The organism is Streptomyces sp. AC512_CC834, from assembly GCF_019049325.1.
Lineage (GTDB): Bacteria > Actinomycetota > Actinomycetes > Streptomycetales > Streptomycetaceae > Streptomyces.
Window position 1 is genome coordinate 386,127 of record NZ_JAGMUO010000014.1, and the last position, 25,328, is coordinate 411,454.

Annotated in this window: 25 protein-coding genes, 1 tRNA gene and 1 pseudogene; 10 read left to right on the plus strand and 17 right to left on the minus strand. The window is 70.0% G+C overall.

Translation table 11 applies throughout. The features are described from left to right. The first annotated feature begins 92 nt into the window (after positions 1-92). The 3 genes from KUM40_RS05840 (at position 93) to KUM40_RS05850 (ending at position 1,952) form a co-directional block, all read left to right on the plus strand. Entirely contained in the window at positions 93-650 is a 558-nt protein-coding gene (locus tag KUM40_RS05840; protein ID WP_217163510.1) for a SigE family RNA polymerase sigma factor, read from the plus strand. Further along, a complete protein-coding gene (locus KUM40_RS05845) occupies positions 643-1,227 on the plus strand; it encodes a hypothetical protein (protein ID WP_217163511.1) in 585 nt (194 codons plus the stop codon). The genes KUM40_RS05840 and KUM40_RS05845 overlap by 8 nt, the downstream gene beginning before the upstream one ends. Positions 1,228-1,328: 101 nt before the next feature. Then, the gene (locus tag KUM40_RS05850) at positions 1,329-1,952 is read left to right on the plus strand and encodes a hypothetical protein (protein WP_254394559.1); all 624 of its coding nucleotides are present in this window, start codon (positions 1,329-1,331) and stop codon (positions 1,950-1,952) included. A gap of 56 nt (positions 1,953-2,008) precedes the next feature. On the opposite strand, the gene KUM40_RS05855 is transcribed toward KUM40_RS05850, so the two are convergent. The 8 genes and pseudogenes from KUM40_RS05855 to KUM40_RS05890 all read right to left on the minus strand — a co-directional run bounded on the left by KUM40_RS05855 (position 2,009) and on the right by KUM40_RS05890 (position 8,338). Beyond that, on the minus strand, positions 2,009-2,431 hold the full coding sequence (locus tag KUM40_RS05855) for a PIN domain nuclease (RefSeq protein ID WP_217163513.1): 423 nt from the start codon (positions 2,429-2,431) through the stop codon (positions 2,009-2,011). After that, positions 2,428-2,643, minus strand: coding sequence for a type II toxin-antitoxin system VapB family antitoxin (locus tag KUM40_RS05860; protein ID WP_217163515.1), 216 nt, complete (start codon positions 2,641-2,643; stop codon positions 2,428-2,430). The genes KUM40_RS05855 and KUM40_RS05860 overlap by 4 nt, the downstream gene beginning before the upstream one ends. Before the next feature lie 407 nt (positions 2,644-3,050). Next, entirely contained in the window at positions 3,051-3,431 is a 381-nt protein-coding gene (locus KUM40_RS05865; protein WP_217163516.1) for a hypothetical protein, read from the minus strand. Between the two features lie 40 nt (positions 3,432-3,471). Then, positions 3,472-4,808, minus strand: a pseudogene (locus tag KUM40_RS05870) (UDP-glucose/GDP-mannose dehydrogenase family protein). Positions 4,809-4,901: 93 nt separating this feature from the next. After that, the gene (locus KUM40_RS05875) at positions 4,902-6,149 is read right to left on the minus strand and encodes a hypothetical protein (RefSeq protein WP_217163518.1); all 1,248 of its coding nucleotides are present in this window, start codon (positions 6,147-6,149) and stop codon (positions 4,902-4,904) included. Positions 6,150-6,203: 54 nt separating this feature from the next. Beyond that, a complete protein-coding gene (locus KUM40_RS05880; RefSeq protein WP_217163520.1) occupies positions 6,204-6,719 on the minus strand; it encodes an NUDIX hydrolase in 516 nt (171 codons plus the stop codon). A 93-nt stretch (positions 6,720-6,812) separates the two neighbouring features. Next, on the minus strand, positions 6,813-7,436 hold the full coding sequence (locus KUM40_RS05885) for a hypothetical protein (protein WP_308401064.1): 624 nt from the start codon (positions 7,434-7,436) through the stop codon (positions 6,813-6,815). Further along, positions 7,433-8,338 (minus strand): anti-sigma regulatory factor, encoded by a 906-nt coding sequence (locus KUM40_RS05890; RefSeq protein ID WP_217163522.1) that lies wholly within the window; start codon positions 8,336-8,338, stop codon positions 7,433-7,435. The genes KUM40_RS05885 and KUM40_RS05890 overlap by 4 nt, the downstream gene beginning before the upstream one ends. Positions 8,339-8,596: 258 nt before the next feature. Between KUM40_RS05890 and KUM40_RS05895 the strand changes: the two genes are divergently transcribed. The 3 genes from KUM40_RS05895 to KUM40_RS05905 all read left to right on the plus strand — a co-directional run bounded on the left by KUM40_RS05895 (position 8,597) and on the right by KUM40_RS05905 (position 11,264). Next, positions 8,597-9,487 carry a helix-turn-helix transcriptional regulator gene (locus tag KUM40_RS05895; protein WP_254394560.1) on the plus strand — a complete coding sequence of 297 codons (891 nt, stop codon included), beginning with the start codon at positions 8,597-8,599 and terminating at the stop codon, positions 9,485-9,487. Next, a complete protein-coding gene (locus KUM40_RS05900; RefSeq protein WP_217163525.1) occupies positions 9,484-9,726 on the plus strand; it encodes a DUF397 domain-containing protein in 243 nt (80 codons plus the stop codon). The genes KUM40_RS05895 and KUM40_RS05900 overlap by 4 nt, the downstream gene beginning before the upstream one ends. A gap of 239 nt (positions 9,727-9,965) precedes the next feature. Beyond that, a complete protein-coding gene (locus KUM40_RS05905) occupies positions 9,966-11,264 on the plus strand; it encodes a helix-turn-helix domain-containing protein (protein ID WP_217163527.1) in 1,299 nt (432 codons plus the stop codon). Here the strand turns inward: KUM40_RS05905 and KUM40_RS05910 are convergent, their stop codons facing one another. After that, on the minus strand, positions 11,265-11,687 hold the full coding sequence (locus KUM40_RS05910; protein ID WP_217163530.1) for an NUDIX domain-containing protein: 423 nt from the start codon (positions 11,685-11,687) through the stop codon (positions 11,265-11,267). An 885-nt stretch (positions 11,688-12,572) separates the two neighbouring features. Next, positions 12,573-12,646: transfer RNA gene (locus KUM40_RS05915), tRNA-Gly, on the minus strand. 566 nt (positions 12,647-13,212) lie between these two features. On the opposite strand from KUM40_RS05915, the gene dcd reads away from it, so the two are divergent. Both dcd and KUM40_RS05925 read left to right on the plus strand, forming a co-directional pair. Next, a complete protein-coding gene (gene dcd / locus KUM40_RS05920; protein WP_217163532.1) occupies positions 13,213-13,788 on the plus strand; it encodes a dCTP deaminase in 576 nt (191 codons plus the stop codon). Between the two features lie 28 nt (positions 13,789-13,816). Further along, the gene (locus KUM40_RS05925) at positions 13,817-14,320 is read left to right on the plus strand and encodes a phosphoribosyltransferase (protein ID WP_217163534.1); all 504 of its coding nucleotides are present in this window, start codon (positions 13,817-13,819) and stop codon (positions 14,318-14,320) included. A gap of 62 nt (positions 14,321-14,382) precedes the next feature. Here KUM40_RS05925 and KUM40_RS05930 read toward each other — a convergent pair whose 3' ends face one another. Then, positions 14,383-15,069: an NADPH-dependent F420 reductase gene (locus tag KUM40_RS05930; protein WP_302180806.1), complete on the minus strand. Its 687-nt coding sequence runs from the start codon at positions 15,067-15,069 to the stop codon at positions 14,383-14,385. Beyond that, entirely contained in the window at positions 15,066-15,800 is a 735-nt protein-coding gene (locus tag KUM40_RS05935) for an SDR family NAD(P)-dependent oxidoreductase (protein WP_217163539.1), read from the minus strand. Before KUM40_RS05935 ends, KUM40_RS05930 begins: the two co-directional genes overlap by 4 nt. A gap of 140 nt (positions 15,801-15,940) precedes the next feature. On the opposite strand from KUM40_RS05935, the gene KUM40_RS05940 reads away from it, so the two are divergent. Beyond that, entirely contained in the window at positions 15,941-16,540 is a 600-nt protein-coding gene (locus KUM40_RS05940; RefSeq protein WP_217163541.1) for a TetR/AcrR family transcriptional regulator, read from the plus strand. Positions 16,541-16,739: 199 nt separating this feature from the next. On the opposite strand, the gene KUM40_RS05945 is transcribed toward KUM40_RS05940, so the two are convergent. The 5 genes from KUM40_RS05945 to KUM40_RS05965 all read right to left on the minus strand — a co-directional run bounded on the left by KUM40_RS05945 (position 16,740) and on the right by KUM40_RS05965 (position 23,741). Next, entirely contained in the window at positions 16,740-17,771 is a 1,032-nt protein-coding gene (locus KUM40_RS05945; RefSeq protein ID WP_217163544.1) for a Yip1 family protein, read from the minus strand. Positions 17,772-17,835: 64 nt separating this feature from the next. Next, positions 17,836-19,293, minus strand: a complete 1,458-nt coding sequence (gene tnpB, locus KUM40_RS05950) for an IS607 family element RNA-guided endonuclease TnpB (RefSeq protein ID WP_217163546.1) — start codon at positions 19,291-19,293, stop codon at positions 17,836-17,838. Then, positions 19,290-19,865, minus strand: coding sequence for an IS607 family transposase (locus tag KUM40_RS05955; protein WP_217163547.1), 576 nt, complete (start codon positions 19,863-19,865; stop codon positions 19,290-19,292). Before KUM40_RS05955 ends, tnpB begins: the two co-directional genes overlap by 4 nt. A 140-nt stretch (positions 19,866-20,005) precedes the next feature. Next, a complete protein-coding gene (locus KUM40_RS05960) occupies positions 20,006-21,304 on the minus strand; it encodes a VCBS repeat-containing protein (protein WP_308401065.1) in 1,299 nt (432 codons plus the stop codon). Between the two features lie 154 nt (positions 21,305-21,458). Further along, complete coding sequence (locus KUM40_RS05965; protein WP_217163551.1) at positions 21,459-23,741, minus strand: (Fe-S)-binding protein; 2,283 nt, start codon at positions 23,739-23,741, stop codon at positions 21,459-21,461. A 244-nt stretch (positions 23,742-23,985) separates the two neighbouring features. On the opposite strand from KUM40_RS05965, the gene KUM40_RS05970 reads away from it, so the two are divergent. Next, positions 23,986-25,302 (plus strand): MraY family glycosyltransferase, encoded by a 1,317-nt coding sequence (locus tag KUM40_RS05970; protein WP_374227343.1) that lies wholly within the window; start codon positions 23,986-23,988, stop codon positions 25,300-25,302. The last annotated feature ends 26 nt before the right edge of the window (positions 25,303-25,328 follow it).

The window sequence follows — 25,328 nt, forward strand, 5'->3', positions numbered from 1 at the left end:
TTTCGACGGCAACTGTATCGGCCACCGCCTCGTCACCGACTTCTTGTGCTGGGAGGGAGCCGGGTGTCACCGTGCAGCGTGACAGGAGAGGCATGCGACGGCCAGATGAACCGCACGACGCCCGGATTGCGGGCGAGCACGAGTTCGACACCTTCTATGCCGCGAGCGTCGGCCGCCTCATCGGCCAGCTCTACGCGATGACGGGCGACCTCGCCGAGGCCCAGGACGTGGTCCAGGAGGCCTTCGCACGGGCCTGGGAACGCCGGGCCGAACTGGACCTGGACGGCGGCGCCCCGGAGGCCTGGGTGCGCACGGTGGCATGGCGGCTGGCGGTCAGCCGGTGGCGCCGGGTGCGCACCGCGCTGGCCTTCGCCCGACGGCAGGGCCCGCCGGCCGCGGTACCGCCACCGGAGCCCCACCACGTGCTGCTGGTTCAGGCACTGCGGCAGATCCCCGAGGCCCAACGACGGGCCGTGGTGCTGCACCACCTGTGTGACCTGACGGTCGAACAGGTGGCCGCCGAGGCCGACTGCCCCGTCGGTACGGTCAAGGCACAACTGAGCCGGGGCCGGGCCGCGCTGGCACGGCTGCTGGCCGACACCGAGCTGGATCCGCGGACGACCCCTCTGCCGGAGGTGCGTCATGGCTGACGAAACCGGGCTGAAGGACCACCTGGTCGACCTCGCCGAGTCGGGCCGGCGGCACGCGGCGCCGCCGGCCGCGGAACGGATCCGGGCACGCGGTGAACAGCGCCGGCGCCGCAGGCGGGCCGTTCTGGCCTCCGGCGGCACGCTGCTGGCCGCCGCCGTGGCCGTGGGCGGTCTGACGCTGACCCGTCCCCACCGGGACCCCGAGCCGCCCGCCGTCGTCCCGACGCCGACCGCTTCGCGGTTCGTGCCGCCGACGCCCGCTCCGGGTGAGGAGTACACCAGTGAACTGGGCTATGTGTACGGCGCGGTGGCACAGGGAGACACGGTGCGGGTCACCGTCGAGCAACTCCGCAGCGTACGGGGAACCGCGGCACCCGCGGGTGTGGTGCACACGCTGACCCTGCCGAGGGGGACGCCGGTCGAGGCACGGCGACTGGCCGGCGGGACCCCCGCGGACGTGCGGCTGGGCAAGCTGGTGGACCAACTGGCCGCAGGCCCGCGGTGGGCGTTCGCGATCGACTACGACAGCGAGGGCCGGGTGCACTCGCTGCGGGAGGCGTACTGGCTCGCCGAGTGAGTCCGCCCGGGAGGAAAAGAATCGGATCGGGATGCAACCCGAAGGGTGGGCCGGCGCGTAGAGATCACGTATCCAGAACGCACCTGATCCTTGGGGGGACCATGACCAAGCACACCTCACACACCTCACACACCTCACACCACTCACACCACTCACGCGGCCGGACCGCCGTCAGCAGCCTCCCCGCCTCGGCTCTCGCCGTCGCCCTCGGCCTCGTGGCCCTGACCGGGTGCAGCGGTGAGAGCGACGGGCAGCCGGACGCCGCCGCACCCGTGACATCGGCGACGCCCTCCGCGTCGGCCGGCAAGACGGCCCCGACCACCGCGCCGGGCGGCGCCGCGGACCCGGTCGACACGTCGTCGTCGACCAGCGCGGCCCCCTGGGCAGGCACCAAGCAGTTCGTGCAGATCGACGACGCCCGGACCGGCGACGACGGGACGTACCTGTCGGTGCGGCCCGCCCAGAAGAAGCCCCACCCCCAATTCGAGGCATGGGTGATCGTCCCGGGCGAGGGGCCCTACACGGAGGTGCGCATGGCCGAGGACGCCAAGGTGCTGCTGTCGGTCCCACTCGGCGACGGGAAGCACGCCGCGTCGTACTCCCAGGCCGAGTTCGTCAGCCGGCTGACGGCCCAGTCATCCTCGGCCCGCCCCCTCGTCGGCTACGACCTGAGCTTCGACGGCAAGGGGCGGGTCACCAGGCTCCAGTCCCTGTACACGTCCTGACCACGCAGCCCAAGCCCTCATTTTGGTGGAGCGGGTGGCGAGAATCGATTCTCGGCTCACTTGCCGGCCTCTGGGCCGTACCACTGGAGTGCCTGGCCGGTAATGGCGGCGATGCAGTCGAAGTCCCGGTCACGGTGTAGAAGGGTCAGCCCCTGCAACTCGGCCGTGGCGGCCACCACGAGGTCGACGGGCCCGGCGCTGCGGTGTTGCCCGCGTTGGGTGAGGGTCTCCTGGACCTGCCAGGCCCGGTCGTACGCGCGGTCGTCGACCGGTACCCGGCCGAAGAGCAGGCGCAGGTCATCGATGCCTTGTGCACGGTCGGTTGCGGAACGTGCGCTGTAGAAGAACTCCAGCTCGGTGATGGGGCAGGTGGCGATGAGTCCGGCAGACGCCGCCTGGTCCCATCCGTACTGCTCGGCGTCGCCGCGCAGTAGACGGGCCAGCGCGCTGGTGTCGATCAGGAACTGTGCTGCGTTCACCGACGGTAGTTCCCCTTGTCCTCCAGAAGATCGAGATCGAAGGCGCCCTCGGCCGTCGACGCCCGCAGACGGGTGAGGGCCAAGGCCCGCCGCCGGTTCTCCAGCACCTCGCGCAGGGCGGTGTTCACCGTCTCCTTCTTGGTGCTGGTGCCGAGGGCTTGGGCCACGTCCGCGACTAGCTGGTCGTCGAGGTCGATCACAGTCCTGCTCATCGAGAACATCTCCTTGGATATAAACGCTGCTATCGATTATATCTCTATCGATGCTCGCGATGGAGTGCGAATGCGCGCGTTCGGTGCGGATGACGTGCGTGGTTTCGCTGAGGAGCCCTGCTGCGGTGGCGCGGACCGCATCCCTGCCGGCCCGTGCCTGACCGGTCTTGTGGGACGCCGTGGGCGCGTCGCTCGATGAGGTCGTCGACATCCTCGCCCGAGGGCCGCGCTGGACTGCCCGGCCGTCGGCACGCAAGACTGCTCCACCAGGGCCTCCTGCTGCTCGGTGATTCGACACCAACGAGCTGTTCAGGAGGCCCTGTCCGTATGCACGCAGCACCCCGCTACCACCCGATCGGGACTCCCGTTCGGCGCGCATCCCTCAAGATCGAAAAGACAACAGCTTCTCACGTGTTCACGGGGCGTCCCGGCGCCGACGCACACGCTGTTGCCCCTCCGTTCTCTCGCCTGGCTCGCTGGTATCCGTGCGCCAGGTACTGCCCCCAGTGGGCGCGGGCGTCGGGGCAGACGCGGTCCAGGGCGACGAGTGCGGCCGTGATCGTGGAGCAGAGTTCGTCGGCGACCTCTGTCGGTTCGGCGTTGGTGACGCCGTTGGTGCCCCAGCCGCGTGAGCGACGGTACTTCTCGATGCTCTCGTTGGCCTCCTCGGATCCCTTGGCCAGGAGCAGAATCGTCTCGATGTCCGCGTCGCCGGCCTGGAGGCGCCGCTCGTCGCGTCCGCGGAGTTCTCGGATCTGGTCGAACAGGTCGGGTGTCGGCTGGGGCATGTACGTCTCCCGTCTTCGGTGTCGGCCCGCCCGGGCGGGGTCAGGCCCTGGGGTGCTGTACGGGGCGGCCGAGCTGGTGGACGGTCCAGCCGGCCGCGGTCCAGGCGTCGGTGTCGACAGCCGTCCGTACGTCGACGAGGACCTGGCGGCGCACCCGCTCGACGCGGCGGCCGGCAAGGCGGTGTCCTTGGTGAACTGGGGCCATTCGGTGGCCAGGACCACGACGTCCGCGTCCCGCAGGGCGGTGTCGATGTTGTCGGCGTAGGTGTACTCCGGGTGCAGGCGGCGTGCCGCGGGCACGGACTCGGGGTCGTGGATCACGGTCCGCGCGGCGGCCGAGTGCAGTAGCCCGGCCAGACGGAGGGCGGGGGAATTGCGGACGTCGCTGGTGCCGGCCTTGAAAGAGGCGCCGAGGACGGCGATGGTCGCCGTGTCGAGAGGCTTGCCGTGCGCGCGCTCGACCAGGTCGCGGGCGGCGTCCAGGCGGGCGTGGTTGATGTTCTCGACCGCCGTGAGGAGCCCGGCCGCGCCGGTCGCCCCGAGTTCTCCGACGCGGTGGGCGAAGGCGCCGAGGTCCTTGGGCAGACAGCCACCGCCGAAGCCGACGCCCGGACGCATGCCTGCGTGGCCGATACGTGGGTCGATTCCGATGCCGTGTGCCACGGTGGCGACGTCGGCGCCGGTGATCTCGCAGACTTCGGCCATGGCGTTGATGTAGCTGATCTTCGTGGCCAGGTAGGCGTTCGCCGCGCTCTTGAGGACTTCGGCGGTCGCCGGGTCGGTGATGACGAGTTCGGCGGTGCCGCGGGCGAGGATCGGTGCGTACACGTCCCGTACGGCCTTCTCCGCCTGCGCGGAGGTCAGGCCCGCGACGATGCGGTCCGGGTACAGGGAGTCCTCGACGGCATGGCCCTCGCGCAGGAACTCGGGGTTCCACACGAGATCGACCCCGTCGGCACCGGCGTGCTCGGTGATGATCTCCCGCAGCCGGGCGACGGTACCGACCGTGACCGTGGACTTGCCGACGACGGTGGCCGGCCGTTTGAGCAGTGGGGCCAGGGAGCGTACCGCTCCGACGACCTGGCCGACGTCGTAGCCGCGGCCGTCGGTGCGCAGCGGGGTACCGACGGCGATGAAGTGCAGGTCGGCCCAGTCGGCGGCCTCGTGGAGGCTGGTGGTGAAGCGCAGCCTGCCGGTGGAGACGTGCTTGTCGAGGAGTTCGTCCAGGTCCTTCTCGTAGAAGGCGCCGCGGCCGGTCTGGAGGATCTTGCAGGTCTCGGGGTTGAGTTCGACCCCGATGACCTCGTGACCGAGTTCGGCCATCGCGGCGGCGTGCGGGGCTCCGAGATGCCCGCATCCGATCACTGAAATGCGCATTGCTGTCCTTGCCGTGGTGGGGGTGCCGTGGGGCGCGCTGCCGGTGCGCCCCACGAAGCTATCGGCCCTGAAGGGGACGGAGTTGAGCCTTGGTCACGAGCTTGGGCAGAGGGTGACGCCGAGCAGCTCGCACAGGCGCTGAAGGGCGGGGACGGCTTCCGCACGGACGACGGTGTCGCCTTCGCGTGCTCCCTCGATCGGGTACTCCTTGAACGTTCCGTGCTCCGTCAGGCCCTCCGGGTCGACGAAGAAGATCCGCATGCCCTTCTCCCGCGCGCGCCGCTGGACCTCGCGCCGGTCGGCGTGCAGTCCGACGACCAGGAGCGCCTTCGCCTCGTCGAGGAGAGGCACGGGCGGGACCTTCTGGTCGTAGCGGCGGACGAACACCTCCGGCAGGCCCGCACGCGCGGCCAGGACGTCGAAGTTGTGCGTGATGACCGGACCGACCATGTGCCCGGCGTCGTGCAATGCCTTGAGCGCGTGGTGGGCAGGGGTGGGCTGGGCGGTGAAGCACGCGGCGAACATCCGCGTGAGGGACTCCGCCTTGCCCGTGGCGTCGAGGAGCACCTCCTGCACGAGGGTGTCGGCCTGCGGGCCGAGGGTGAAGGCGTGGGACTGCGTGAGGGTGTTGTCCTTGCGCGCGGTGACCCGGTAGGCCTCGTGCAGGTAGTGCAGGGGCGGGATGCCGGCCTCGATCGACGTGCCGCAGCCGACCTCGACCTGGAAGGGCAGGCAGTCGAGGAGGCCGGACAGGTCGTCGGCGTAGGACGGATGGCCTCGTTGTTCCTTGATCCTGATGCCGCCCGCGAGGACGGTCCACGGGAGGTTGCGCAGGCTCCTGGAGGGGTCGCGGTAACCCTCGGAGGAAATGAGGACGTCCAGTGAGCGGAAGCCGTCGGGCGTGTCCCGGTCGGCGCGCTCGTCCTGGGGGTGATCGTCGAAGTCGTGCAGGGTCACCACTAGGTCGCCGCGGTGCCAGCCGCCCGTCTTCTGCTTCCAGCGGCCTTCGGCGAGCCACCCGCGCAGGTGCTTGCCGTAGGCGCTGATCTCCTCGGCCGGAGCGGTGTGGGAGACGTAGAGGTACAGCTCCGACAGCACCAGGCGCGGCACGGGGAAGGTGTAGTCGAGGCCGTAGTCGTAGCGGTAGTGGACGATGCGCCGGCGGCCGTCGGCGTCCGCGGTCCATCCGGACTGTTCGGCGTTGGCGGGGTCCTGAGTGCGGCGCCAGATCCCTTCCTCGACGCTGCGGGGGCGTTCGTGGCCGTCGCCGGCGAAGTGTTTGTTCCAGGTCTTCACCTGCGCGTCGGACATCTGCTCGATGACGGGATGGGGCAGGTACATGGAAGGTTCTCCTTCACGAAATCGGGGTGAAGCGGAAATGCGAGGGGCGAAGGTTCAGCCCGTCGAGTCGATCGCGCGGCTGCTGTGCTGCGGCACTCCTTCGAGCAGTTCCTCCGCTCCCCCGTCGTGGGCGGCGCGCAGGCACTGCTCGATGCGCAGAAGTTCGTGGTCCACGGCCAGCGAGGAGACGTCCACGGGCGTTACCCAGCGGAGTTCCACGTAGCCGCGCTCGGCCGTCGGTGTCAGTTCCGTCGCCGGGTCGACGCGCACCAGGTAGAGGAAGTTGATTCCCTCGGCGTAGTGGCCCGGCCTGGCGGGGGCGTGGTCGACGCCGAGGAACGCGTTCGGGGTGAGGCGGGCGTTGCCGAGTTTCTCTTCCAGGCAGCGGGTCAAGCCCGTCCACGGTCGTTCGTCGGGGGCCACCGCGCCCCCGGGGAGCCCCCACTGTGAGATCGGGCTCCAGTAGGAGCGGCGGATCAGCGCGATCTCGTCGCCGCGCTGGAGCAGAGCGAGGGAGCCGAGTCGGCGCGGCGGCGGGTTGCGAAACCAGTCGGGTGCCTGTTCGGGCATCTGTGCCTCCTTCGAGCAGGGGCCTGGCAGGAGTCGACCACCGGTTGGACCGCGGCGGTGATCGGCTGCCGCGGCGCGCACGCGGTGTGCAGGTCACGCACACGTCGTTTGGCGGGGCTCTGCCGGGCCCGAAGCCGCCCTGTCTGCGGAGTGGTTGGGTGACGGCGGCGGGGAGGTCTGAAGGGCGATGCCCAAGGGGGCCGCGAGGGCGGCATGAGGTGCCGGCTCGGGTCGGAGCTGTGCCACGGCCTCGCGGAGCGGCCCTGTGGGGACGAGCCGGTCGCTCGCGGAGGGCCGGAGCCAGTACGGGCCCGGCGGCGCGGTGCGGTTCAGGGACCGCAACGTGATCGTGTGCGGAGCGCCGAGGCACACGGCGTGAGAGTGCGGCTCCCAGCGGTCGGCCGACCCGGGCGGGACCAGCCAGTACAGCCACCCGTACTTGGGGTCCGCGATCAAGGGACCGCATCCGTCCTGGACCTCGTCCATGAGCGCGACGGCGGCACGCGCCTGGGCACCGGAGCCGGTGATGACGGCGTCGAAGAGATTCCCGCCGAGACGTACGGCTGTGTCGCACCGTGCTTCGACGGCCAGGAGGGCGCGGATCATCTGGGCGAGACCGGACATGTCGGCGGCCGGCTCGTGGGCCGGGCCGGCGGAGTCGGCCAAGTGCTGCACCATGCGCGCGCCGGTCGGCATCGCCGCGCCCTGGACGGTCACAGTTCCACCGGCCCGGGTCGCATCACGGCGCGGACGGTCTTGCCGCCGAGCTTGGCGTTGAGGAACCAGGTGATCTCGGCACCGTGTTGGGTGGCGTTCCAGAGCCCGCGCCCGAGTTCTCCGGCGATGGCCTTGCCGAACTCGGGGAAGCTGGGATTCGGGTCTGTGACGTCGATGAGAAGTTCGTGGGCCTCGGTGACACCGAGGCCGGCGTCCAGGCGCTTCACGCCCTCCACGGGGGTGAGGCCGTGCCGTACGGCGTTGTCGACGAGGCAGTGGATGACGTCGATCGCGGCGTGCTGGTTGCCGGGCCAGCCCAGCATCGTGAGCAGTGTCCGGGATTTCACGCGGGCTGCGTTCACGGCGCTGGGGTCGGCCGGGAGATCAAGGGGAAGCTCCCGCAGGACCGGCGCGGTCGTCGCGGCGGGTTTCATCTCGGTGGGTCCTTCGGGCAGGGAGAATTCGCACCAGGTTGTGGTGCCGTCGTCGCTGACGCCCCACGAGTCGGACATGGCCTCGACGAGGAAGAGGCCACGCCCGCTCTCGTCGGTGGCGGCTGGATGGTTCAGCTCCGGCCGGGCGGGGGAGCCGTCGTTCACTTCGATCACGCACCGGGCGTCCCGGAGGTAGATGCGGACGCTGATGTCGTCGCCCTGGCTGTGACGGAGCGCGTTGGTGGACAGTTCGGTCACCATGAGTTCCGCGACCTCACACAGACCGGGGCAGCCCCAGTGCAGGAGTGAGGCCCGGACGATGCGGCGCAGTCGGCCGGGCCAGCGGGCGTCGGCTTCCGTGAGCGTGCTCGGTGCAGAGGCAGGACCACGCCGGATCGAGACCTCGTGGCCAGCGCCTACGGGAGAACGTCTGATGCTCGTCCGCGTCTGCGCCGCAGTCGATTGCATGCCAGTCCTCCGAATCTTGGCGGGCGTACGCAGATGAGGGCAGCGCAAGAAAGCCGAACGCTGATCACTCCGCGTTGTGACTCAACTACGGTGCACTGTGCGAAAGTTACATCGCAACGGATACGTCAACGAATATTCTTCGGAACCGAAAATGGCACATGCCACCGCTCGCGCATGGGCTACTTGGGCGAGCGAATGGCATGTCAGACTGCGCGCAACGCCGGCTTCGGCACGCGCATGAGACGGGAAGGCGGACGCATGGCACAGAAGCCCAGACCGACGGTGCGACGCATCGAGCTGGGATACGAACTGCGTCAACTCCGCGAGCGGGCCGACATGACGCTGGAGCAGGTCGTCGAGTCCGGCGCTGTGAACGGCCTGTACTTCGCGAAGCTGCAGCGCGTGGAGACCGGACTCCAGGACCTTCGCTCCGCCGCAGATCTCCGAGCGCTGCTGGAGCTGTATGACGTCACCGACGACCGAGACGTCGAGCAGCTCCTCTCGATCCAGCGCGAGGCCGCGAGTCAGGACTGGTGGACGCCCTACCGCTCGACGATGCCCTCGGGCATGCCGCGGTTCGTAGGAGTCGAGTCGGCGGCGCGAGAGACCTGGGCATTCCACCCCAGCCTGGTCCTCGGCCTCCTGCAGACCGAGGCGTATGCCCGCACCCTCTACCAACTGGCGCAGCCCATCGAGGAGACCACGACCGAGTTCATCAGCAGGAACGTCCAACTGCGCATGCGCCGGAAGGAGGCACTCACGCAGTCGGAGGGTCCCTTCACCTTGCGCGCTGTGCTGTGGGAGCCGGCCCTGCGGAATCTCATCGGCGACGTGGACGTGATGGTCGAGCAGTTCGACGAGATCATCAAGGTGGCCGGCCTCTCCAACGTGACGATTCAGGTCCTGCCGCTCCTGCCGCCGAAGGTCCGCGGCTACCTTCCCTCCCACGATTTCAGCGTGTTGCACCTGGGGGACGGCCTACCGACATCCGTACAGGTCGACAACGCCTGGAGTGCTACGTCGGTCAGTGACAAGCCTCGCGAAGTCGGCCGCTTCACGAGGAAGTTCAATGCCATAACGGCTTCGGCCCTGCCGCCGGAGGACACCCCGGCTTTCCTTGAGAGCCTGAAACGAGAGATCACCGCATGAACCAGAAGCGCACCCACACGGCACCCGAACTGACCCTTGCCGGCGCGGTATGGCGCAAGTCGTCGTACTCCGACGGCGCCGGCAACAACTGTGTCGAAGCGGCCACCTTCCCGTCCCTGATCGGCGTTCGCGACTCGAAGAACCCCCAGGGGGCCGCGCTCGTCTTCCCGCGATCCTCGTGGTCCGCCTTCGTGACCGCCGCCGGCTCCGACGTGTTCCAGGCTGACGGACGCGTCTGACCTGACTCCCTCGCATGAGCGCGCCGGTCCCCTCGGACACGTTGAGGGGGCCGGTCTCGGTTCCCCCGCCCGTCACGGACCGTACGGGTGAAGGCGCCCAGCACGGCGTGAGCTGGGTCCGACGTCTGCGTTCGGCGACCGGGCGCCCTGTGCAGATCCTGCATGCGCCGTCGACCTGCCGCCATGTCCGCCCGTACGGTGGGGGACCCGGTTCTCTGGTTGGGCGGGGAGGGCTGCTGATGCTCGTCGTCGGGTCAGGTGTCTGGACCTCGTCGGAGGCGTGCACTCTTGTAGCGCAACGCAGCCCCGGTGGCCTCATCCGTCTGGGCCGCCGGCTTCGCGGCTGGAGGCAAGCCGATCTCGGCTCACGAATCGGCTGCTCCGCCTCCACCGTCTCCCGGTTGGAAGGCACGAAGCGCGTCACCGACATGGACCTCCTCCTCGCGGCCGCGGCGGCCGTTGGCCTGCCGACGCCCTTACTGGCGGCGGCCTGCGGTTTCGCCACCGCCGCGGTGTCCGCCCCCACTACAGTGGCGAACGACACTCAGCGTGACGCCGAGGAGGACTCCATGCGCCGCCGCACTCTGCTTGCCGCCGCGGGAACGGCCGTGCCCGCCTCGCTGCTCCTGGGCCTCGACGACGCACTGGCCGGCACTCCCAGGCCCTCCGGCAGCGTCGCTCCTCTCGACGCTCGTCTGGCTCGTGCGCGCAGTTGGTTCGACGACGGCCGTCACACCACCCTGCTTCGGGAGCTGCCCGGGCTCTTGGGCGACGCCCACCACGCCACCCGGTCCAGGGCCGATCTCGACCACGCCCGGCTGTCCGCCTGCTACACCCTCGCCTCTCAGGTCCTGGTGAAGATCGGACGCCACGACCGCGCGCGGATCACCGCCGACCGGGCCATGACCTACGCGTCCGTGTCCGGCTCCCCGCTGGCCGCCGCGGCAGCGGCCCGGGAACTCGCCATCGTCCTCAGGCACCAGGACCAGCCGGCTGCGGCGCAACGCCTCATCCGATCTGCGGCTTCGGACATCGAGGTCACCGGGCTGGTCAGCGACGCCCAGGCCGCGGCCTACGCACAGATGCTCTGCACGACGTCGTACACCGCGGCGCGCGCCGGTGACCGCGGGCAGGCGCTGGCGATGATCGGTGAGGCCCGACGTGCGGCACGGCGCCTGCCCGCGGCTCCGCCCGCCGGCCGCCTGTTCCGCATCTCCCCGGCCGCTGTGGACCTCTACGCCGTGGGCGTCCACTGGGCCTTGGGCGACGCCGGCGCGGCGCTGGAGGCCGGACGTGGGTTGCGTGCGGACCTCTTCACCACCCCGGAACGCAAGAGCCGAATGCACACCGACCTGGCCCGAGCCTGGTGGCAGTGGGGCAAGCCCGAGCAGACCGCCCAGGAACTGCTCGCCGCGACGCGGGTGAGCCCCGGCGAGGTACGTGACCGTCCGGCGATCCGGACCATCGTCGGCGACCTGTCCTCTCGCCACTCCCGTACGCCGGGGGTGCGCGAGCTGGCTCTCGCCGTGGCGCACTGATCAGACGAAAGCTCGGGCCTGGTCAAGGTTGATCGCGGCCTCCGTCCACGGGCACATCCGCAGACGGGGCACCATGTGCGCGGGGAACCAGTGGAGCATCACGCCCTCGGTGAGAGGCAGAGCCGCGGCGTCCCCGTTCCAACGACCGCGGAACACCTGAATGCGACCCTTGACCACTCCGTCCGGCCCGACGCTGTCGACCACCGTGAGCCGCCGCAGACCAGGGATGTCGAGCCCGGTCTCCTCCATCAGCTCCCGTCCCAACGCGCCCTCAAGGCTCTCGCCGGCCTTCCGGTTGCCGCCGGGGACCGACCAGACGCCGGGGTCGCAGATGCCTGGGATGTTGTCCCGCAGGTGAAGCAGGTACTCACGCCGGTCGTTCACCAGCAGTGCCGCTGTTCCTCTGACCTGATCATCTTTCATACCCGCAGGATGGCCCTCCGGGCACCACGGTGGGCACATCTGCGCCGCGTTCGCTCGGGTGACTCCCGCCACTTACGGGCGCATCGCCGCGCTGCCTGGGGGTCGCGGCTGAGTCGTGGTCACGGCCCGGCAGGGCCGGCGAGATCTCGCCATGGGCTCGCCCAGCAGTGCGTGTCACGAGCGTCGTCTTGGGTGGTTCGGGTGAAGAGGTCGGAAAGCTGGGGAGGGGGTGGGCGTATGCCGGGTGCCTGTCGCTGTGGGAGTCCGGGCGGGCAGTGTCCCGCCGCAGGGTTCAGGGTGTCGGGTGAGGCGCTGGATGCGCCAGGTCAGGGCCCGTGCCGGGGATCGGGCGTCGTCAAGTGTTCGCCGGTCGGCTGCCTCTTTCAGGAGTGTGACTGGTTTCAATGACCTCGTCTTCGGCCTCGTCGTCACCACGCAGGAGGGTGAGGGGCGACAGCGCATCGGCAAGACAGACCGGTCCCACCTGTCCGTCGTCCAGTGAGTCGTCGAGGACGTCAGCCTCGCTCTGGTGATGTGGTTCGGCACTGACACGTCACTGCTGTAGCGGCTGTTCGGCATCAGCCTCCGCGACGGGATGTTCAGCAGAACCTCGAGCGTCGGTCTCGACCTGGCCGCCGGTGACCGCCCCTTTTTGAACTGAAGCTTTGCGGGAGCGACTTCGCACCATGAGCTACGGGAGTGACGCGGGTCACATGAAAGGCGTCTCGGCATGCGGGACGTCCGGGTGGCAAGTGGGTCGCAGGCGCAGGTTGGGGCTCAGTCGAGAGGTGCTGGCCTGTAGTTAGGGCACGCCGAGGGCATATCGCCCCCTGATTGGTCTAGACAACAACTAAAGGCCCAAGTCGATGACCTGGGCCTTCTTTATGGAGCGGGTGACGAGAATCGAACTCGCACTCTCAGCTTGGGAAGCTGATGTTCTACCACTAAACTACACCCGCGTAAGACGCCGACCGCAGTCGGTGCCTGGACGCTCACTCACTCTACCCCATGCCCGGTCCCCGGCGTTCGCGCCGTGGGGCCGGTGGTCGTTTCCGGGTGGCGGGACGCGGCTGCGGAGGGGTGGAGTCGGGGCGTACGGTGTGGGCGTTGGAGAGGGTGTGCGTGAGGGCGGAGTGCCGCCTGGAGAGTCGTCTCTTTCATCCCGTACTGTGGCTTTTGTCGTCAGGGTAGTAAGCCAGACGAGCCTCTTGGGGAAGGGACTTGAAGGACTTGATGGAGCGCACCGTCGTCCGCTGTGCCGATGGGCACGTGTTCACCGCCGCCTCGTTCCCGATGCAGCAGGCCGAGCGACTCGGCCCCGGTCGGCTCGTCCGATGTCCGCGCTGTGCGCGGCTGCGGAGTGCCGTGCCGGTGAGCCTGCAGAAGCGGTAGCGGGCGGCCGACGTCGGCAACGGTCGGCACGGGTCGGCACGGGTCGGCCTTCCGGCAAGGGAGACCAGTAGGACAGGGCGCGCGGTGCGGTGGCGGTTGTCGCTGCTCCGCGCGCCCTGCGTATCCTCGGTGGGTGCTTCTCTCAGACAAGGACATCCGGGCCGAGATCGACGCCGGACGGGTCCGCATCGAGCCCTTCGACGACTCCATGGTGCAGCCGTCGAGCATCGACGTGCGCCTCGACCGCTACTTCCGGGTGTTCGAGAATCACCGGTACCCGCACATCGACCCCTCCGTCGAGCAGGTGGACCTGACCCGGCTGGTGGAGCCGGACGGGGACGAGCCGTTCATCCTGCATCCCGGCGAGTTCGTGCTGGCCAGTACGTACGAGGTCGTCTCGCTGCCCGACGATCTCGCCTCGCGGCTGGAGGGGAAGAGTTCGCTCGGGCGGCTCGGCCTCGTCACGCACTCCACCGCCGGGTTCATCGACCCGGGCTTCTCCGGGCATGTGACGCTGGAGCTGAGCAACCTCGCGACCCTGCCCATCAAGCTGTGGCCGGGGATGAAGATCGGGCAGCTCTGCCTGTTCCGGCTCACCTCGCCGGCCGAGCACCCGTACGGGAGCGAGCGGTACGGGTCGCGGTACCAGGGGCAGCGGGGTCCGACGGCCTCGCGCTCCTTCCTCAACTTCCATCGGACCCAGGTATGAGCGTCGAGAACGCAGGCAGGACGCGCGCATGAGTGATGTTCGGGAGAACCTGACCTACGAGCGGTTCGGCGTCGCCGTGCGCGAGCTGGCGCAGGCCGTCGCCGACGACGGGTACGAGCCGGACATAGTGCTCTCCATCGCGCGCGGTGGTGTCTTCGTCGCCGGCGGGCTGGCGTACGCGCTCGACTGCAAGAACATCCACCTCGTGAACGTGGAGTTCTACACCGGGGTCGGGACCACGCTCGACATGCCCGTCATGCTCGCGCCCGTGCCGAACGTCATCGACTTCTCCCGCAAGAAGGTCCTCATCACCGACGACGTCGCCGACACCGGCAAGACGCTCAAGCTGGTGCGGGACTTCTGCCTCGACACGGTCGCCGAGGTCCGCAGCGCCGTCATTTACGAGAAGTCGCAGTCGCTGGTGAAGTGCGAGTACGTCTGGAAGCGGACCGATGACTCGGTCTGGATCAATTTCCCCTGGTCCGTCGAGCCTCCCATCGTCAGGAAGCACACCACCGTGCTGGACGCCTAGGCCACGGCCACGGCTTGGGCCGGTCAGCCATTGTCAGGGCGCACGGTGCCCTGTTCGCCGGCTCAGCCGGTGAATTCGTTGGCGCCGAGGGCGAAGTCCCAGTGGCCGACCCCGTTGCCGGCCAGGCCCACCGTGACCACGCCCATTCCCTCCAGCCAGTGCGCCATTCTCAGGCCGCCGACGTCCAGCGGGCGCAGCCCGAGGCTCTCGACGAATGCCGCCACGTCCGCCTTTGCCCGCGCGTTGTCGCCGGCGACGAAGACGTCGGGCCGGCCCTTCTCCAGGACGTTGCGGAAGATGGTGTTGAACGCCTTCACCACGCTGGCGCCGGCCGGGGCCACCTTGGCGACCTCCTGCGCGATCGAGGTCTCCTCGCTGTGGGCCAGCCCGTCGAACGTGGCGTTGAAGGGGTTGCTGATGTCGACGACGACCTTGCCCGCGAGGGCGTCCGCGTACTCGGCGACGACCGGAACGACACCGTCGTACAACAGGGCCGTGATGACGATGTCCCCGGCCGGGACGGCGCCCCACCTGCCCGTCGTCGTGTCGCCGCCCAGGGTCTTGGCCAGGGCGTCGGCCTTGGACTGATCGCGGCCCATGACCTCGACGGTGTTGCCGCCCGCCACCGCGAGTGTGCCGATGGTACGGGCCATGTTCCCCGTACCGATGAGGGTGATGCTGCTCATGAGGTGTGCTCTCTTCCTCTTCGCGAGGTGTCGCTCTGTCTCGTTGCGGGCTGTGTGGTTCAGATGGCGGTGGTGCCGCCGTCGGCGACCAGTTCCAGGCCGTTTACGTAGCTGGAGTCGTCGGAGGCGAGGAACAGGGCGACGCTGGCGATCTCTTCGGGGCGGCCCATCTTTCCGCGGGGGATGAGGGACTCGAATGCGGCCTTGGTCGCCTCGTCGAACAGTTCTTCCTGTTTGGCGGTGCCGACCTGGCCGGGGGTCAGGACGTTGACCCGGATCCTGCGGTCGCGCAGTTCGTTGAGCCAGACGCGGGCCCAGGCCTGCTGGACGGCCTTGCTTCCCGCGTAGAGGCTCCAGCCGGGGAAGGCGCCGAGGGAGGCGTTGGATCCGGTCATGAGGATCGAGCCGTTGTCGTTGATCAGCGGCAGTGCCTTCTGCACGGTGAACAGGGTGCCGCGCGCGTTGAGCGAGAAGGCGCGGTGGAACTGGTCCTCGGTGATCTCGCCGAGGACGGCGGGTTCGCCCATCCCGGCGCTGGCCCACAGCACGTCGATCGAGCCCTTTTCCCGCTTGACGGTGTCGTACAAGCGGTCCAGGTCGTCCAGTTCGGCCGCGTCACCCTGGACGGCGGTGACGTTGCGGCCGATCAGCCTGACGGCGTCGTCCAGGGCTTCCTGCCGCCGCGCCTGGATGAAGACGTGCGCTCCCTCCTCGACGAACAGTTTGGCGCCGGCCAGTGCCAGGCCGGTGGATCCGCCGGTAATCACCGCTACCTTGCCATCGAGCTTTCCCATGATCACTCCGTTGAAATTGACGGGTATCCGAAACGGTTCGGTTTTTATGCACACCAAACTGTGTACTTAACGTACTCGGGGGCCGTTCGGAGTGCAAGCTACGTACACCGATCTGTACCGAGCGGGTCTATACTGGAGGCATGACGGAGTTGGAGAAGGGCCCCCTGGGCCGGCGCCGCGGCAGGGGCGCTCGCGAGCGCATCCTCAGCGCGTCACAGCAACTGTTCCGCGATCAGGGCATCAACCGCACCGGCATGGACCAGCTCTGCGCCGTGGCCCAGGTGTCCAAGCGCACGGCCTACCAGCACTTCGCCGGCAAGGACGAACTCGTCGCCGAATACCTGCGCCGATTCGATCCCGACGTCATGCCCGGAGTGTTCGACCGCACCGACCTCACACCCCGCGAACGACTCCTCGCCGCCTTCGAGATGCCCGCGTCCACGCCCCTGTGCCCCTACATCGCGGCGGCCGTCGAACTCCACGACCCCCAACACCCCGCGTCCCAGTACGCACGCGACTACAAGACCGCCATCGCGGCGCGGCTCACCGAAACCGCCCGCGAAGCCGGCGCCACCAACCCCGAACAACTCGGCGAACAACTGGCGCTGCTCATCGACGGCGCCTCGGCCCGCACCCGAGTCCTCAACAGCGAGTCCTTCCCCGCCGCCGCGGCCATCGCGGCCGTCCTCATCGACAACGCCATCCCCGGGACCGCTCCCGTTCCGGTGGGAGGCCGGTGACGGCCTGACTGTCTGATGGTCTGACGGCCCGATCGCGCCTCGTCGGCCGGAAGACGACGCCGAGTTCGGCGCGGCCGGTGCGGTGGCTTGGATCAAGGAAGAGTTCGGATCCGGGAAGAACTCGGATCCAAGAGAAGGGGCTCCCGGCCGTCGCGGCCGGGAGCCCCTTCTGTTTCTGTCGTGTCTGCGGGGGAGCGGGTCAGAACGTGCCCAGCTTCACGATCGACAGCAGGGCGACGAGCTGGATCGCGGACGCGCCGAGCGCCTTCGGCCAGGGCAGGTCGTGGGAGCGGCTGACCATCAGGGTCAGCAGGGCGCCGGCCGCGACCCAGGTGGCCCAGCCGAGGACCTGGACGAAGGACGCGTCGCCGCCGAGGAACAGGGCGAAGAGCAGGCGGGGCGCGTCCGTGAGGGACATGATCAGCATGGAGAGGCCGACCGTCGGCTGCCAGGCGCCGTCGCCGCCCAACTGGCGGGCCAGGGTGTGGGTGACCACGCCCAGGACGAAGGCGCTCAGCACCATCGCGACCGCCGTGGTCAGGACGATCGGGACCGCGTTCGAGAGGGTGGCGTTGATCGCCTCCTCGCGGGCGCCGTCGAAGCCGAAGACCGCCAGCAGGCCGTAGAGGAACGTCACGATGAGCGCCGGGGCCCACATCGCGTAGTCCCGCATCTGGAGGAAGGTCTGGTTGGGCGCGAGGACGACGCCCCTCAGCAGGTCCTTCCAGTGCAGACGGGGGCCGACCGGCCCGGGCGCGGGGGCGTTACCGGCGCGGTAGGTGTCGCCCTGGTTGTAGGGGTCGTCGACCCTGAACGCCTGGGTGTGGCCCGGGTTGTTGGCCGCGTACGGGTCGTACGGGGCCTGCTGGGGATGTCCGCCGTGCGGGCCGCCCTGGCCGTAGCCGCCGTCGCCGAAGTACTCCGGCTCACCGTGCCCGCCGCCGGGCGCCTGCGGCCACGGGGATCCGCCGGGGCCGGGGCCGGGACCGGGGGCACCACCCCCGTACGGCTGCTGCGGGTACGGGGGCTGAGGCGTCGCGGGACCGCCGTACGACGGTCCCTGGGGCGCCTGCTGTCCGTACGGAGGGCGTTGCGGTCGCGCGTTTGGAGCGCCGTTGTCCCGGCCGCGTCCGATCCTGAATCCAGCCACGCCTTCGAACGTACCTGGTCCCGGAGAGTGAGGTGCGGGGCCCGGCCATTCGGGGCGTCCTTTGCTGCCGAGCTGTGACATCCGTTGCCGAGACCGTAGTCAGGTCTCGGCATCCCGGGCTCTCCGGCCCGGAAGGTCCGTCTCGTCACCAAAGCGTGAGGGCTTCGGCGTGAGTACGGTCTCTCGCTTCCTCCTGCCGCTGGTGCGGCAGGGTTGCGCCACCTGCCCGCCCCGCCTCCGCCTTGCGGCGGGTGCGGATGGCGCGGGTCTTCCGGTCGGCTCCACGAGGCTTCGACACCACCTCGGTGGTGTCCTGGTCTCCGGCCACTCCGGTACCAGTCATGCAGGCTGCCGCGAGGGCGGCGAGGTTGAGTGCGGCGTTGTCGTCCCGGTCGATGACCAGGCTGCAGGCGTCGCACTGGTAGGTCCTCACGTGCAGCGGCAGCTTGGCTTTTACCGCGCCGCACCCGGAACAGGTCTTCGAGGACGGGTACCAGCGGTCCGCGGCCACGAGGCGGGTGGCGTGGCGCCGGCGGGTCTTGTAGTCGAGCTGGCGGCGGATCTCGCCGAACCCGGCGTCGGCGATCCTGCGCGCGAGGCGCCGGTTGCGGAGCATCCCGGCGACGTTCAGGTCTTCGACCACGACGGTGCCGTACTCTGCGGCAACGCTCGTGGTGAGCTTGTGCAGGGCGTCTTCGCGGAGGTTCGCCACCCGGTGGTGCACGCGGTTGCGGGCGGCGTTGGCCTTCTCCCACCGCTTAGACGGCTTGCGTCCGGTGCGGCGGTCGGGGCCCTGGCGGCGGGACACGGTCCGACAGGCGCGGCGCAGCTGCCCCAGGGCCCGGTCGTAGTGTCCGGGGTTCGCGACGGTGCGGATCTCGCCCGTGCTGTCGGCCATCACGGCGAGGGTCTTCACGCCGAGGTCGATGCCGACCGCCACGTCCGGCCGGGCCACGCGTTCGAGGTCGCGCTTGACCTCGGCCTGGAAGGAGACGAGCCAGCGTCCCCGCTCGTGGCGGACGGTCGCGGACAGGATCCGGGCGGTCCCGGCCTGGACGCGGGCGAGGAGTTTCATCGTGGGCTCGTGGGTGCGGAGCGTGCCCAGCCTCGGCAGGGTGACGTGCCTGCCGTCGGCGTCCACGCGGATCGTGCCGGTGGTGAACCGGCAGGCGAGACGTGCCTTCCGCTTCGATTTGAAGCGGGGCGTACCCATGCGCTTGCCGTGCCGCTTGCCCTGCTTGGACTTGGTGTAGTTGTCGAACGCGGCAGCGGCGTTGGCGAGGCCGGTGTTGTACGCCTCCTTGGAGTTCTCCTCCCACCAGGCGGCGAACCTCGGGTCGGTGTGCTTGGCCTCGTTGAACGCCTTGCGCAGTGAGGGCAGCGACCACGGCCGCCACTGGGTCAGCCGCGCCTCGGGGACGCCGTAGGTCTCCTCCGCGCGGCGCTGCCACCACGACGCGGTCACCCAGCCGACAGCCCAGTTGTAGGCGGCACGCGCGGCACCGCAGTGCGAGCGCAACGCGGCCTCCTGGGCGGCGTTCGGGTCCAGGGCGAACCGGAACGCCTGCACCACGAACCCGGGCTGCGGCTGGAACTTCTTCACTCGGCTGCCTCGCCGGTCGCCACGGCCACCGCGCGGGCAGCGCGGTTCTTCGCCGCGCGGCGCCCGTACAGGCCCGCGCACATCGAGGTAAGCACCTCGGTGATGTCCCGCACCAGGTCGTCAGCGGTCTCGGTGGGGTCGAGGACGACCAGGCGCCGCCCGGACGCCGACAGCACGGCCTCCAGGTGCTCGACCCCGAACCGGGCCAGCCGGTCACGGTGCTCGACCACGATCACCGCCGCCTGCGGGTCGGACAGTACCCGGTGCAGCTTGCGGCGCCGGCCGTTCAGTCCCGAGTCGGCCTCGGTGACGACCTCGGCGACGGCCAGGCCCAGCCCGTTCGCGCCGGACACGACCCGGGCCGCCTGCCGCTGAAGGTCGGCCTTCTGGTCGGCGGACGACACGCGGCAGTACGCCACCACACGTCCGGACGGCTGGACGGCGACCTCGTCGACCAGCCACGTACCGGAAGGCGCCTGGCGGACCGGGACGGGCATCTTCCCGTCCTTCACCCATCGCCAGGCGGTCTGGTAGCTCACGCCCTGCCGACGGGCCCACTCCGAAAGCTTCACGAGACCAAACTATGTGAGACACACGACTAGAAATGACTATGAATGACTAGAACATCTGTAGCAGTCTTCGTCCTTACGGGTGGTGCCCGAGGACTCCCTGAGGTCCGACCGGCGGGCTCCGCGCATCCCCCGCTGGTCCCCTACGGGGCCAGGAACTGCGAGGTCGAGAAGGTGACCGCGGCCTCCGCCGTCACCAGCCCCTTCGCCGCGCCCCGGTGGACCTCGACCGTGTCCTTCGTGTCGCCCTGGTACGTCCGCACGACCAGGTCCGCCCGGCCGTCGCCGTCGAAGTCGCCCGCCGTCAGCACCCGCGTCGTCCCCTCGGCGGCGGGCTCCACCGTGACCGCGCCCCGCGTCGTCGGGACCGTTCCGCGGACCGGGAGGACGCGTACGCCGGAGTCGACGGTGACCAGCTCCATCAGACCGTCGCCGTCGAAGTCGGCGGCGTCGAGCTGGGTGCCGGGGGTGTCGAGGGTGCCCCGCCGGGGGGTGGGCAGGTCGAAGCGCAGGGCCGTGCCGTCCGTGTCGCCCACCGCCGCGTCCAGCGCCTTGCCGCGCCCGAAGGCGCCGAGGGCGACGTCGACGCCGGTGGGGAGGGTGACCCCGGTGCGGGTCGGGCCGTCGGGGCCGCCCAGGACGACGGCCGCCTTGCCGGGGCCGGCGGAGGCGCGGACGACCAGGTCGTCGTACCCGTCGCGGTTCACGTCGGCGGCGGGGCCGGTCGGTGCCTCGCCGGGGGAGGGGACGGGCGCGGCGGCCTCGTGCGGTGCGCCCTTGCGGGTGAAGGGGCCGCGCAGATAGCTGAGGCGGCCGGCCGAGGCGTGGACGACGAGATCCTCGGCGCCGTCGCCGTCGAAGTCGCCGCACACCGGTCGCTCGGGCCAGTCGTTGCCGTAGCGGGCCTCGGCGGGGACGGTCAGCGGGACCGCGCGGTCGGCCGGTCCCGACGGGGAGCCGAAGAGGAGCTGGAGGGGGACCGGAGGCCGGCCCCGGCCGTCGTAGGGCGGGTCGGTGGTGACCACCAGGTCGGTGAAGCCGTCGCCGTCGAGGTCGCAGCTCGCCTCGGCGTCGAAGACGGCCGGAAACTGCCCGTCGGTGGGGGCCGCGTACTTCTTCGGGGTGAGCAACTGCCGGGCGCCGGGGACCAGTCCGCGGGACGAGCCGTAGACGATGCCGATGCCGGCGTCGTCCGCGTGGCTCTGCGCCTTGACCAGGTCGTCGAGGACGAGGTCGCGGTGGCCGTCGCCGTTGAAGTCGTCGGCGGCCTCGCTGCCGCTGCCGTGCGGGACGGGGAGCGGGGCGGGGGCCTGGGCGGCGCGTACGGGGGTGGGGGCGGTGTCCTTGGTGGCCTCCGCCGGGCCGTGGCCGCAGGCGGTGAGCAGCAGCAGGCAGCCGAGGGCGGCGGCTGTGCCGGTCAGGGTGCTGTGTCTGGGGCGCACCGTCCACCTCGTCCGTATCAACATCAACCCGCATCACCGACAACGACAACGACCGAGTAATGATGCACGTGTTCGACATACGGCGACACCCCCGGGTTCGCATGGAACCCGGGGGTGTCGGTCGGGAGAGCGGCTACCGCGACGGCGAGAGGGGCTACTTCACCGGCTCCGGCGTCGGCTCGCTCTCCGTCTCCGGCTCGCCGGCCGGGTCGGCCGGGGTCCTGACGGAGTCCAGCAGGAGCTGGGCGACGTCGACGACCTGGATGGACTCCTTGGCCTTGCCATCGTTCTTCTTGCCGTTGACGGAGTCGGTGAGCATCACGAGGCAGAACGGACAGGCCGTCGACACGATGTCGGGGTTGACCGACAGCGCCTCGTCGACGCGCTCGTTGTTGACGCGCTTGCCGATCCGCTCCTCCATCCACATCCGCGCGCCGCCCGCGCCGCAGCAGAAGCCGCGCTCCTTGTGGCGGTGCATCTCCTCGTTCCGGACGCCCGGGACGGCGGCGATGATCTCGCGCGGCGGCGTGTAGATCTTGTTGTGGCGGCCCAGGTAGCACGGGTCGTGGTAGGTGATGATGCCCTCGACCGGGGTGACCGGGAGCAGCTTGCCCTCGTCGACCAGGTGCTGGAGAAGCTGGGTGTGGTGGATGACCTCGTAGTTGCCGCCGAGCTGCGGGTACTCGTTGCCGAGGGTGTTGAGGCAGTGCGGGCAGGTGGCGACGATCTTCTTCGCCGACTTGGGCTTCCGCGACTCCTCGGTGACCTTGCCGTCGTCGTCCATCTCCTCGCCGAAGGCGGCGTTGAGGGACATGACGTTCTCCATGCCCAGCTCCTGGAACAACGGCTCGTTGCCCAGCCGCCGCGCCGAGTCACCGGTGCACTTCTCGTCGCCGCCCATGATCGCGAACTTGACGCCCGCGATGTGCAGCAGCTCGGCGAAGGCCTTGGTGGTCTTCTTGGCGCGGTCCTCGAGGGCGCCGGCGCAGCCGACCCAGTACAGGTACTCGACCTCGGTGAGGTCCTCGATGTCCTTGCCGACGACCGGGACCTCGAAGTCCAGCTCCTTGAGCCACTCCAGGCGCTGCTTCTTGGCCAGGCCCCAGGGGTTGCCCTTCTTCTCCAGGTTCTTGAGCATCGTGCCGGCCTCGGACGGGAACGCCGACTCGATCATGACCTGGTAGCGGCGCATGTCGACGATGTGGTCGACGTGCTCGATGTCCACCGGGCACTGCTCGACGCAGGCGCCGCAGGTGGTGCAGGACCACAGGACGTCCGGGTCGATGACGCCGTTCTCCTCGAGCGTGCCGATCAGCGGGCGCTCGGCCTCCGCGAGAGCGGCCGCGGGGACGTCCTTGAGCTGCTCGGCGGACGCCTTCTCCTCGCCCTCCGTCGTCTTGCCGCCGCCGGCCAGCAGGTAGGGGGCCTTGGCGTGCGCGTGGTCGCGCAGGGACATGATCAGGAGCTTGGGGGAGAGCGGCTTGCCGGTGTTCCAGGCGGGGCACTGCGACTGGCAGCGCCCGCACTCGGTGCAGGTGGAGAAGTCCAGCAGGCCCTTCCAGGAGAACTGCTCGACCTGGGAGACGCCGAAGACGTCGTCCTCGCCCGGGTCGGTGAAGTCGATCGGCTCGCCGCCCGACGTCATAGGCAGCAGCGGACCCAGCGCGGTGCCGCCCTTCGCGTCGCGCTTGAACCAGATGTTCGGGAAGGCGAGGAAGCGGTGCCAGGCCACACCCATGTCGGTCTTCAGGGCGACCGTGATCATCCAGATGAAGGAGGTCGCGATCTTCAGGCCGGCGAAGAAGTAGACGAGGTTCTGGAGCGTGGAGAGGTCCACGTCCCGCAGCGCGGAGACGACCGGGTACGAGAGGAAGAACGACGCCTCGTAGCCGTCCACGTGGTGGAGGGCGCCCTCCAGCGCGTGCAGCATGAAGATGCAGACGCCGACGACCAGGATGACGGCCTCGACGAAGTACGCCTGGCCGAAGTTGGAGCCGGCGAAGCGGGACTTGCGGCCCGGCCGGTTCGGCTTGCTCACCTGGCGGATCGCGATCAGGACCAGGATGCCGATCACCGTCATCGTGCCGATGAACTCGACGAAGACGTTGTACGGCGCCCAGTCGCCGATGACCGGCAGGATCCAGTCGGCCTCGAAGAGCTGGCCGATCGCGTTGACGATCGTCAGCAGCAGGGAGAAGAAGCCCACCGCCACGAACCAGTGCGCCACCCCGACGATGCCCCAGCGGTTCATCCGGGTGTGGCCGAGGAACTCCCTGGCCACGGTGACGGTTCGGTCCACGGGGTCGTTGGTCCGTGTTCCGGCCGGTACGGGCTGGCCCAGCCGCATGTAGGTGTAGATCTGCAGGACGGCGCGGCCGAACAGTGCGACACCGACCACGATCAGGACCAGCGACACGATGATCGCGGCGAGTTGCATGTGAGGGCTCCTCGGGCCTGCGAGGTTGCGAGGGGGGCGGTATTACTAAGCGGTAACTTATTCAGTTCGTCTGAGAGTACCCCCATCCTCCGCCGCACTGTAGCCGGACGTGCGGTGATCTGCGTCGCTGAGGCAACCCTGACCGCGCCGCGCCCCATGGCGTCCCATGCGCCGCGTTGGGGGTGCGACGCCACGCCGAGCCGGACGCGCGATTCGTCGCAAAACGTGATATTCGGCATAACTTGTGTCCGTGCTCTACGGGATCGCCGCCGCCACCGCCTCCTTCCTCCTCACCGCCCTCCTCGCCGCGCTGCTGAGGGCGCCCGCCCTGCGGCTGGCCCTCGTCGACCGGCGACGGCAGCGGCCCGTCCCGCTGGTCGGCGGGGTGGCCGTCGCCCTCGTCACCGGGCTGGTCGCGTGGGTCGGCGACCGGTCCGGCGTCGTGCCGCTCGGTTCGTCCACCGGCCGGCTGCTCGTGGCCGCGACCGCCGTCGGCGCCCTCGGCCTGGCCGCCGACCTCTGGCGGCTGCGGCGCCGGTGGCTCCTCGCCGGTACGGCCGTCGCGGCGGCCTGCGTGGTGCCGTACGGCGAGACCGGGCCGGTGCTCGGGGCGCTCGCCGTGGGCTGGATCGCGCTGTTCACCGCCGCCTTCCGGGGGCTCGACCACGCCGACGGGGTGGCCGGCACGGTGGGGGTCGTGACCGCCTTCGGGGTCGGCGCCTGTGCCGCGGCGGAGCTGATGGACGGGCCCGCGGTGCTGCTGCTCGCGCTGGCCGCCGCGCTCGCCGGGTTCCTGCTGCACAACCGGCATCCCGCGCGGATCGCGCTCGGTGCGTGCGGGTCGCTCTTCACGGGCTTCCTGCTCGCCGGGGTCGCCGTCTTCACCCGCGCGGGGTACGAGCCCGGCAGTGGCGCGGGGGTGCTGTTCGCGCTGACCGCCGTGGCGGTCGCCGACGCCGTCCTCGTGCTCCTCTCGCGCCGGCTGGCCGGACGGCCCCTGCTGCGCGGCGGGCCCGACCATCTCGCGCACCGGCTGCGGCGGCTCGGGCTCACCGCGCAGGGCGCGGTGGTCGTTCTCGGCGGGGCCGCGTTCTGCGCGGTGCTCGTGGGCGTGCTCGCGCACACCGGCCGGGTGGGCGGGTCGGCGGTGCTGTGGGTGGCGGGCGGGACGGCCGCGGGGGTCGTCGGGCTGTTGCGGGTACGGGTGTACGGGGCTCGGCGGCGTGCAGGGCGTGCAGGGCGTGCAGGGCGTGCCGTGGGCGTCGGGGGCAGCCCGGGGGGCGCGGTGGCGCGAGCCCCGGTCGCCGGGGCCTCGGTCCCCGGCGGGCCGGTCCCCGGTGTCGCCGTCCCCGGACTCCGGGCTCCCGGCGCGGCGCTGGTCCCCGCAGCTCCTGTCCCCGCGGCCCCGGCCCGTCGTCCGTACGCGGAGTCCCAGGAGTCTCCCGGGGCAACCGGAACCCCGGAGGGTGCGTCCTGTCGGGGGACGATTTTCCCGGTTCGTCAGGCGGGGAGTGCCGAGAATGCGCAGGTCAGGATGGCGTTGCGTGTAAGGAACAGATAAGAGTTGAGTCCGCTCGACTCACCTCT

Coding starts and splice junctions, on each gene's coding strand:
- KUM40_RS05860 (WP_217163515.1), bottom strand. CDS start 2,643: ATGAGCAGGACTGTGATCGACCTCGACGACCAGCTAGTCGCGGACGTG.
- KUM40_RS05965 (WP_217163551.1), bottom strand. CDS start 23,741: ATGCAACTCGCCGCGATCATCGTGTCGCTGGTCCTGATCGTGGTCGGT.
- KUM40_RS05925 (WP_217163534.1), top strand. CDS start 13,817: ATGAGTGATGTTCGGGAGAACCTGACCTACGAGCGGTTCGGCGTCGCC.
- KUM40_RS05945 (WP_217163544.1), bottom strand. CDS start 17,771: ATGTCACAGCTCGGCAGCAAAGGACGCCCCGAATGGCCGGGCCCCGCA.
- KUM40_RS05900 (WP_217163525.1), top strand. CDS start 9,484: ATGAACCAGAAGCGCACCCACACGGCACCCGAACTGACCCTTGCCGGC.
- KUM40_RS05935 (WP_217163539.1), bottom strand. CDS start 15,800: ATGGGAAAGCTCGATGGCAAGGTAGCGGTGATTACCGGCGGATCCACC.
- KUM40_RS05840 (WP_217163510.1), top strand. CDS start 93: ATGCGACGGCCAGATGAACCGCACGACGCCCGGATTGCGGGCGAGCAC.
- KUM40_RS05905 (WP_217163527.1), top strand. CDS start 9,966: ATGCTCGTCGTCGGGTCAGGTGTCTGGACCTCGTCGGAGGCGTGCACT.
- KUM40_RS05875 (WP_217163518.1), bottom strand. CDS start 6,149: ATGTACCTGCCCCATCCCGTCATCGAGCAGATGTCCGACGCGCAGGTG.
- KUM40_RS05880 (WP_217163520.1), bottom strand. CDS start 6,719: ATGCCCGAACAGGCACCCGACTGGTTTCGCAACCCGCCGCCGCGCCGA.
- KUM40_RS05890 (WP_217163522.1), bottom strand. CDS start 8,338: ATGCAATCGACTGCGGCGCAGACGCGGACGAGCATCAGACGTTCTCCC.
- KUM40_RS05845 (WP_217163511.1), top strand. CDS start 643: ATGGCTGACGAAACCGGGCTGAAGGACCACCTGGTCGACCTCGCCGAG.
- KUM40_RS05910 (WP_217163530.1), bottom strand. CDS start 11,687: ATGAAAGATGATCAGGTCAGAGGAACAGCGGCACTGCTGGTGAACGAC.
- KUM40_RS05940 (WP_217163541.1), top strand. CDS start 15,941: ATGACGGAGTTGGAGAAGGGCCCCCTGGGCCGGCGCCGCGGCAGGGGC.
- KUM40_RS05895 (WP_254394560.1), top strand. CDS start 8,597: ATGGCACAGAAGCCCAGACCGACGGTGCGACGCATCGAGCTGGGATAC.
- KUM40_RS05865 (WP_217163516.1), bottom strand. CDS start 3,431: ATGCCCCAGCCGACACCCGACCTGTTCGACCAGATCCGAGAACTCCGC.
- KUM40_RS05850 (WP_254394559.1), top strand. CDS start 1,329: ATGACCAAGCACACCTCACACACCTCACACACCTCACACCACTCACAC.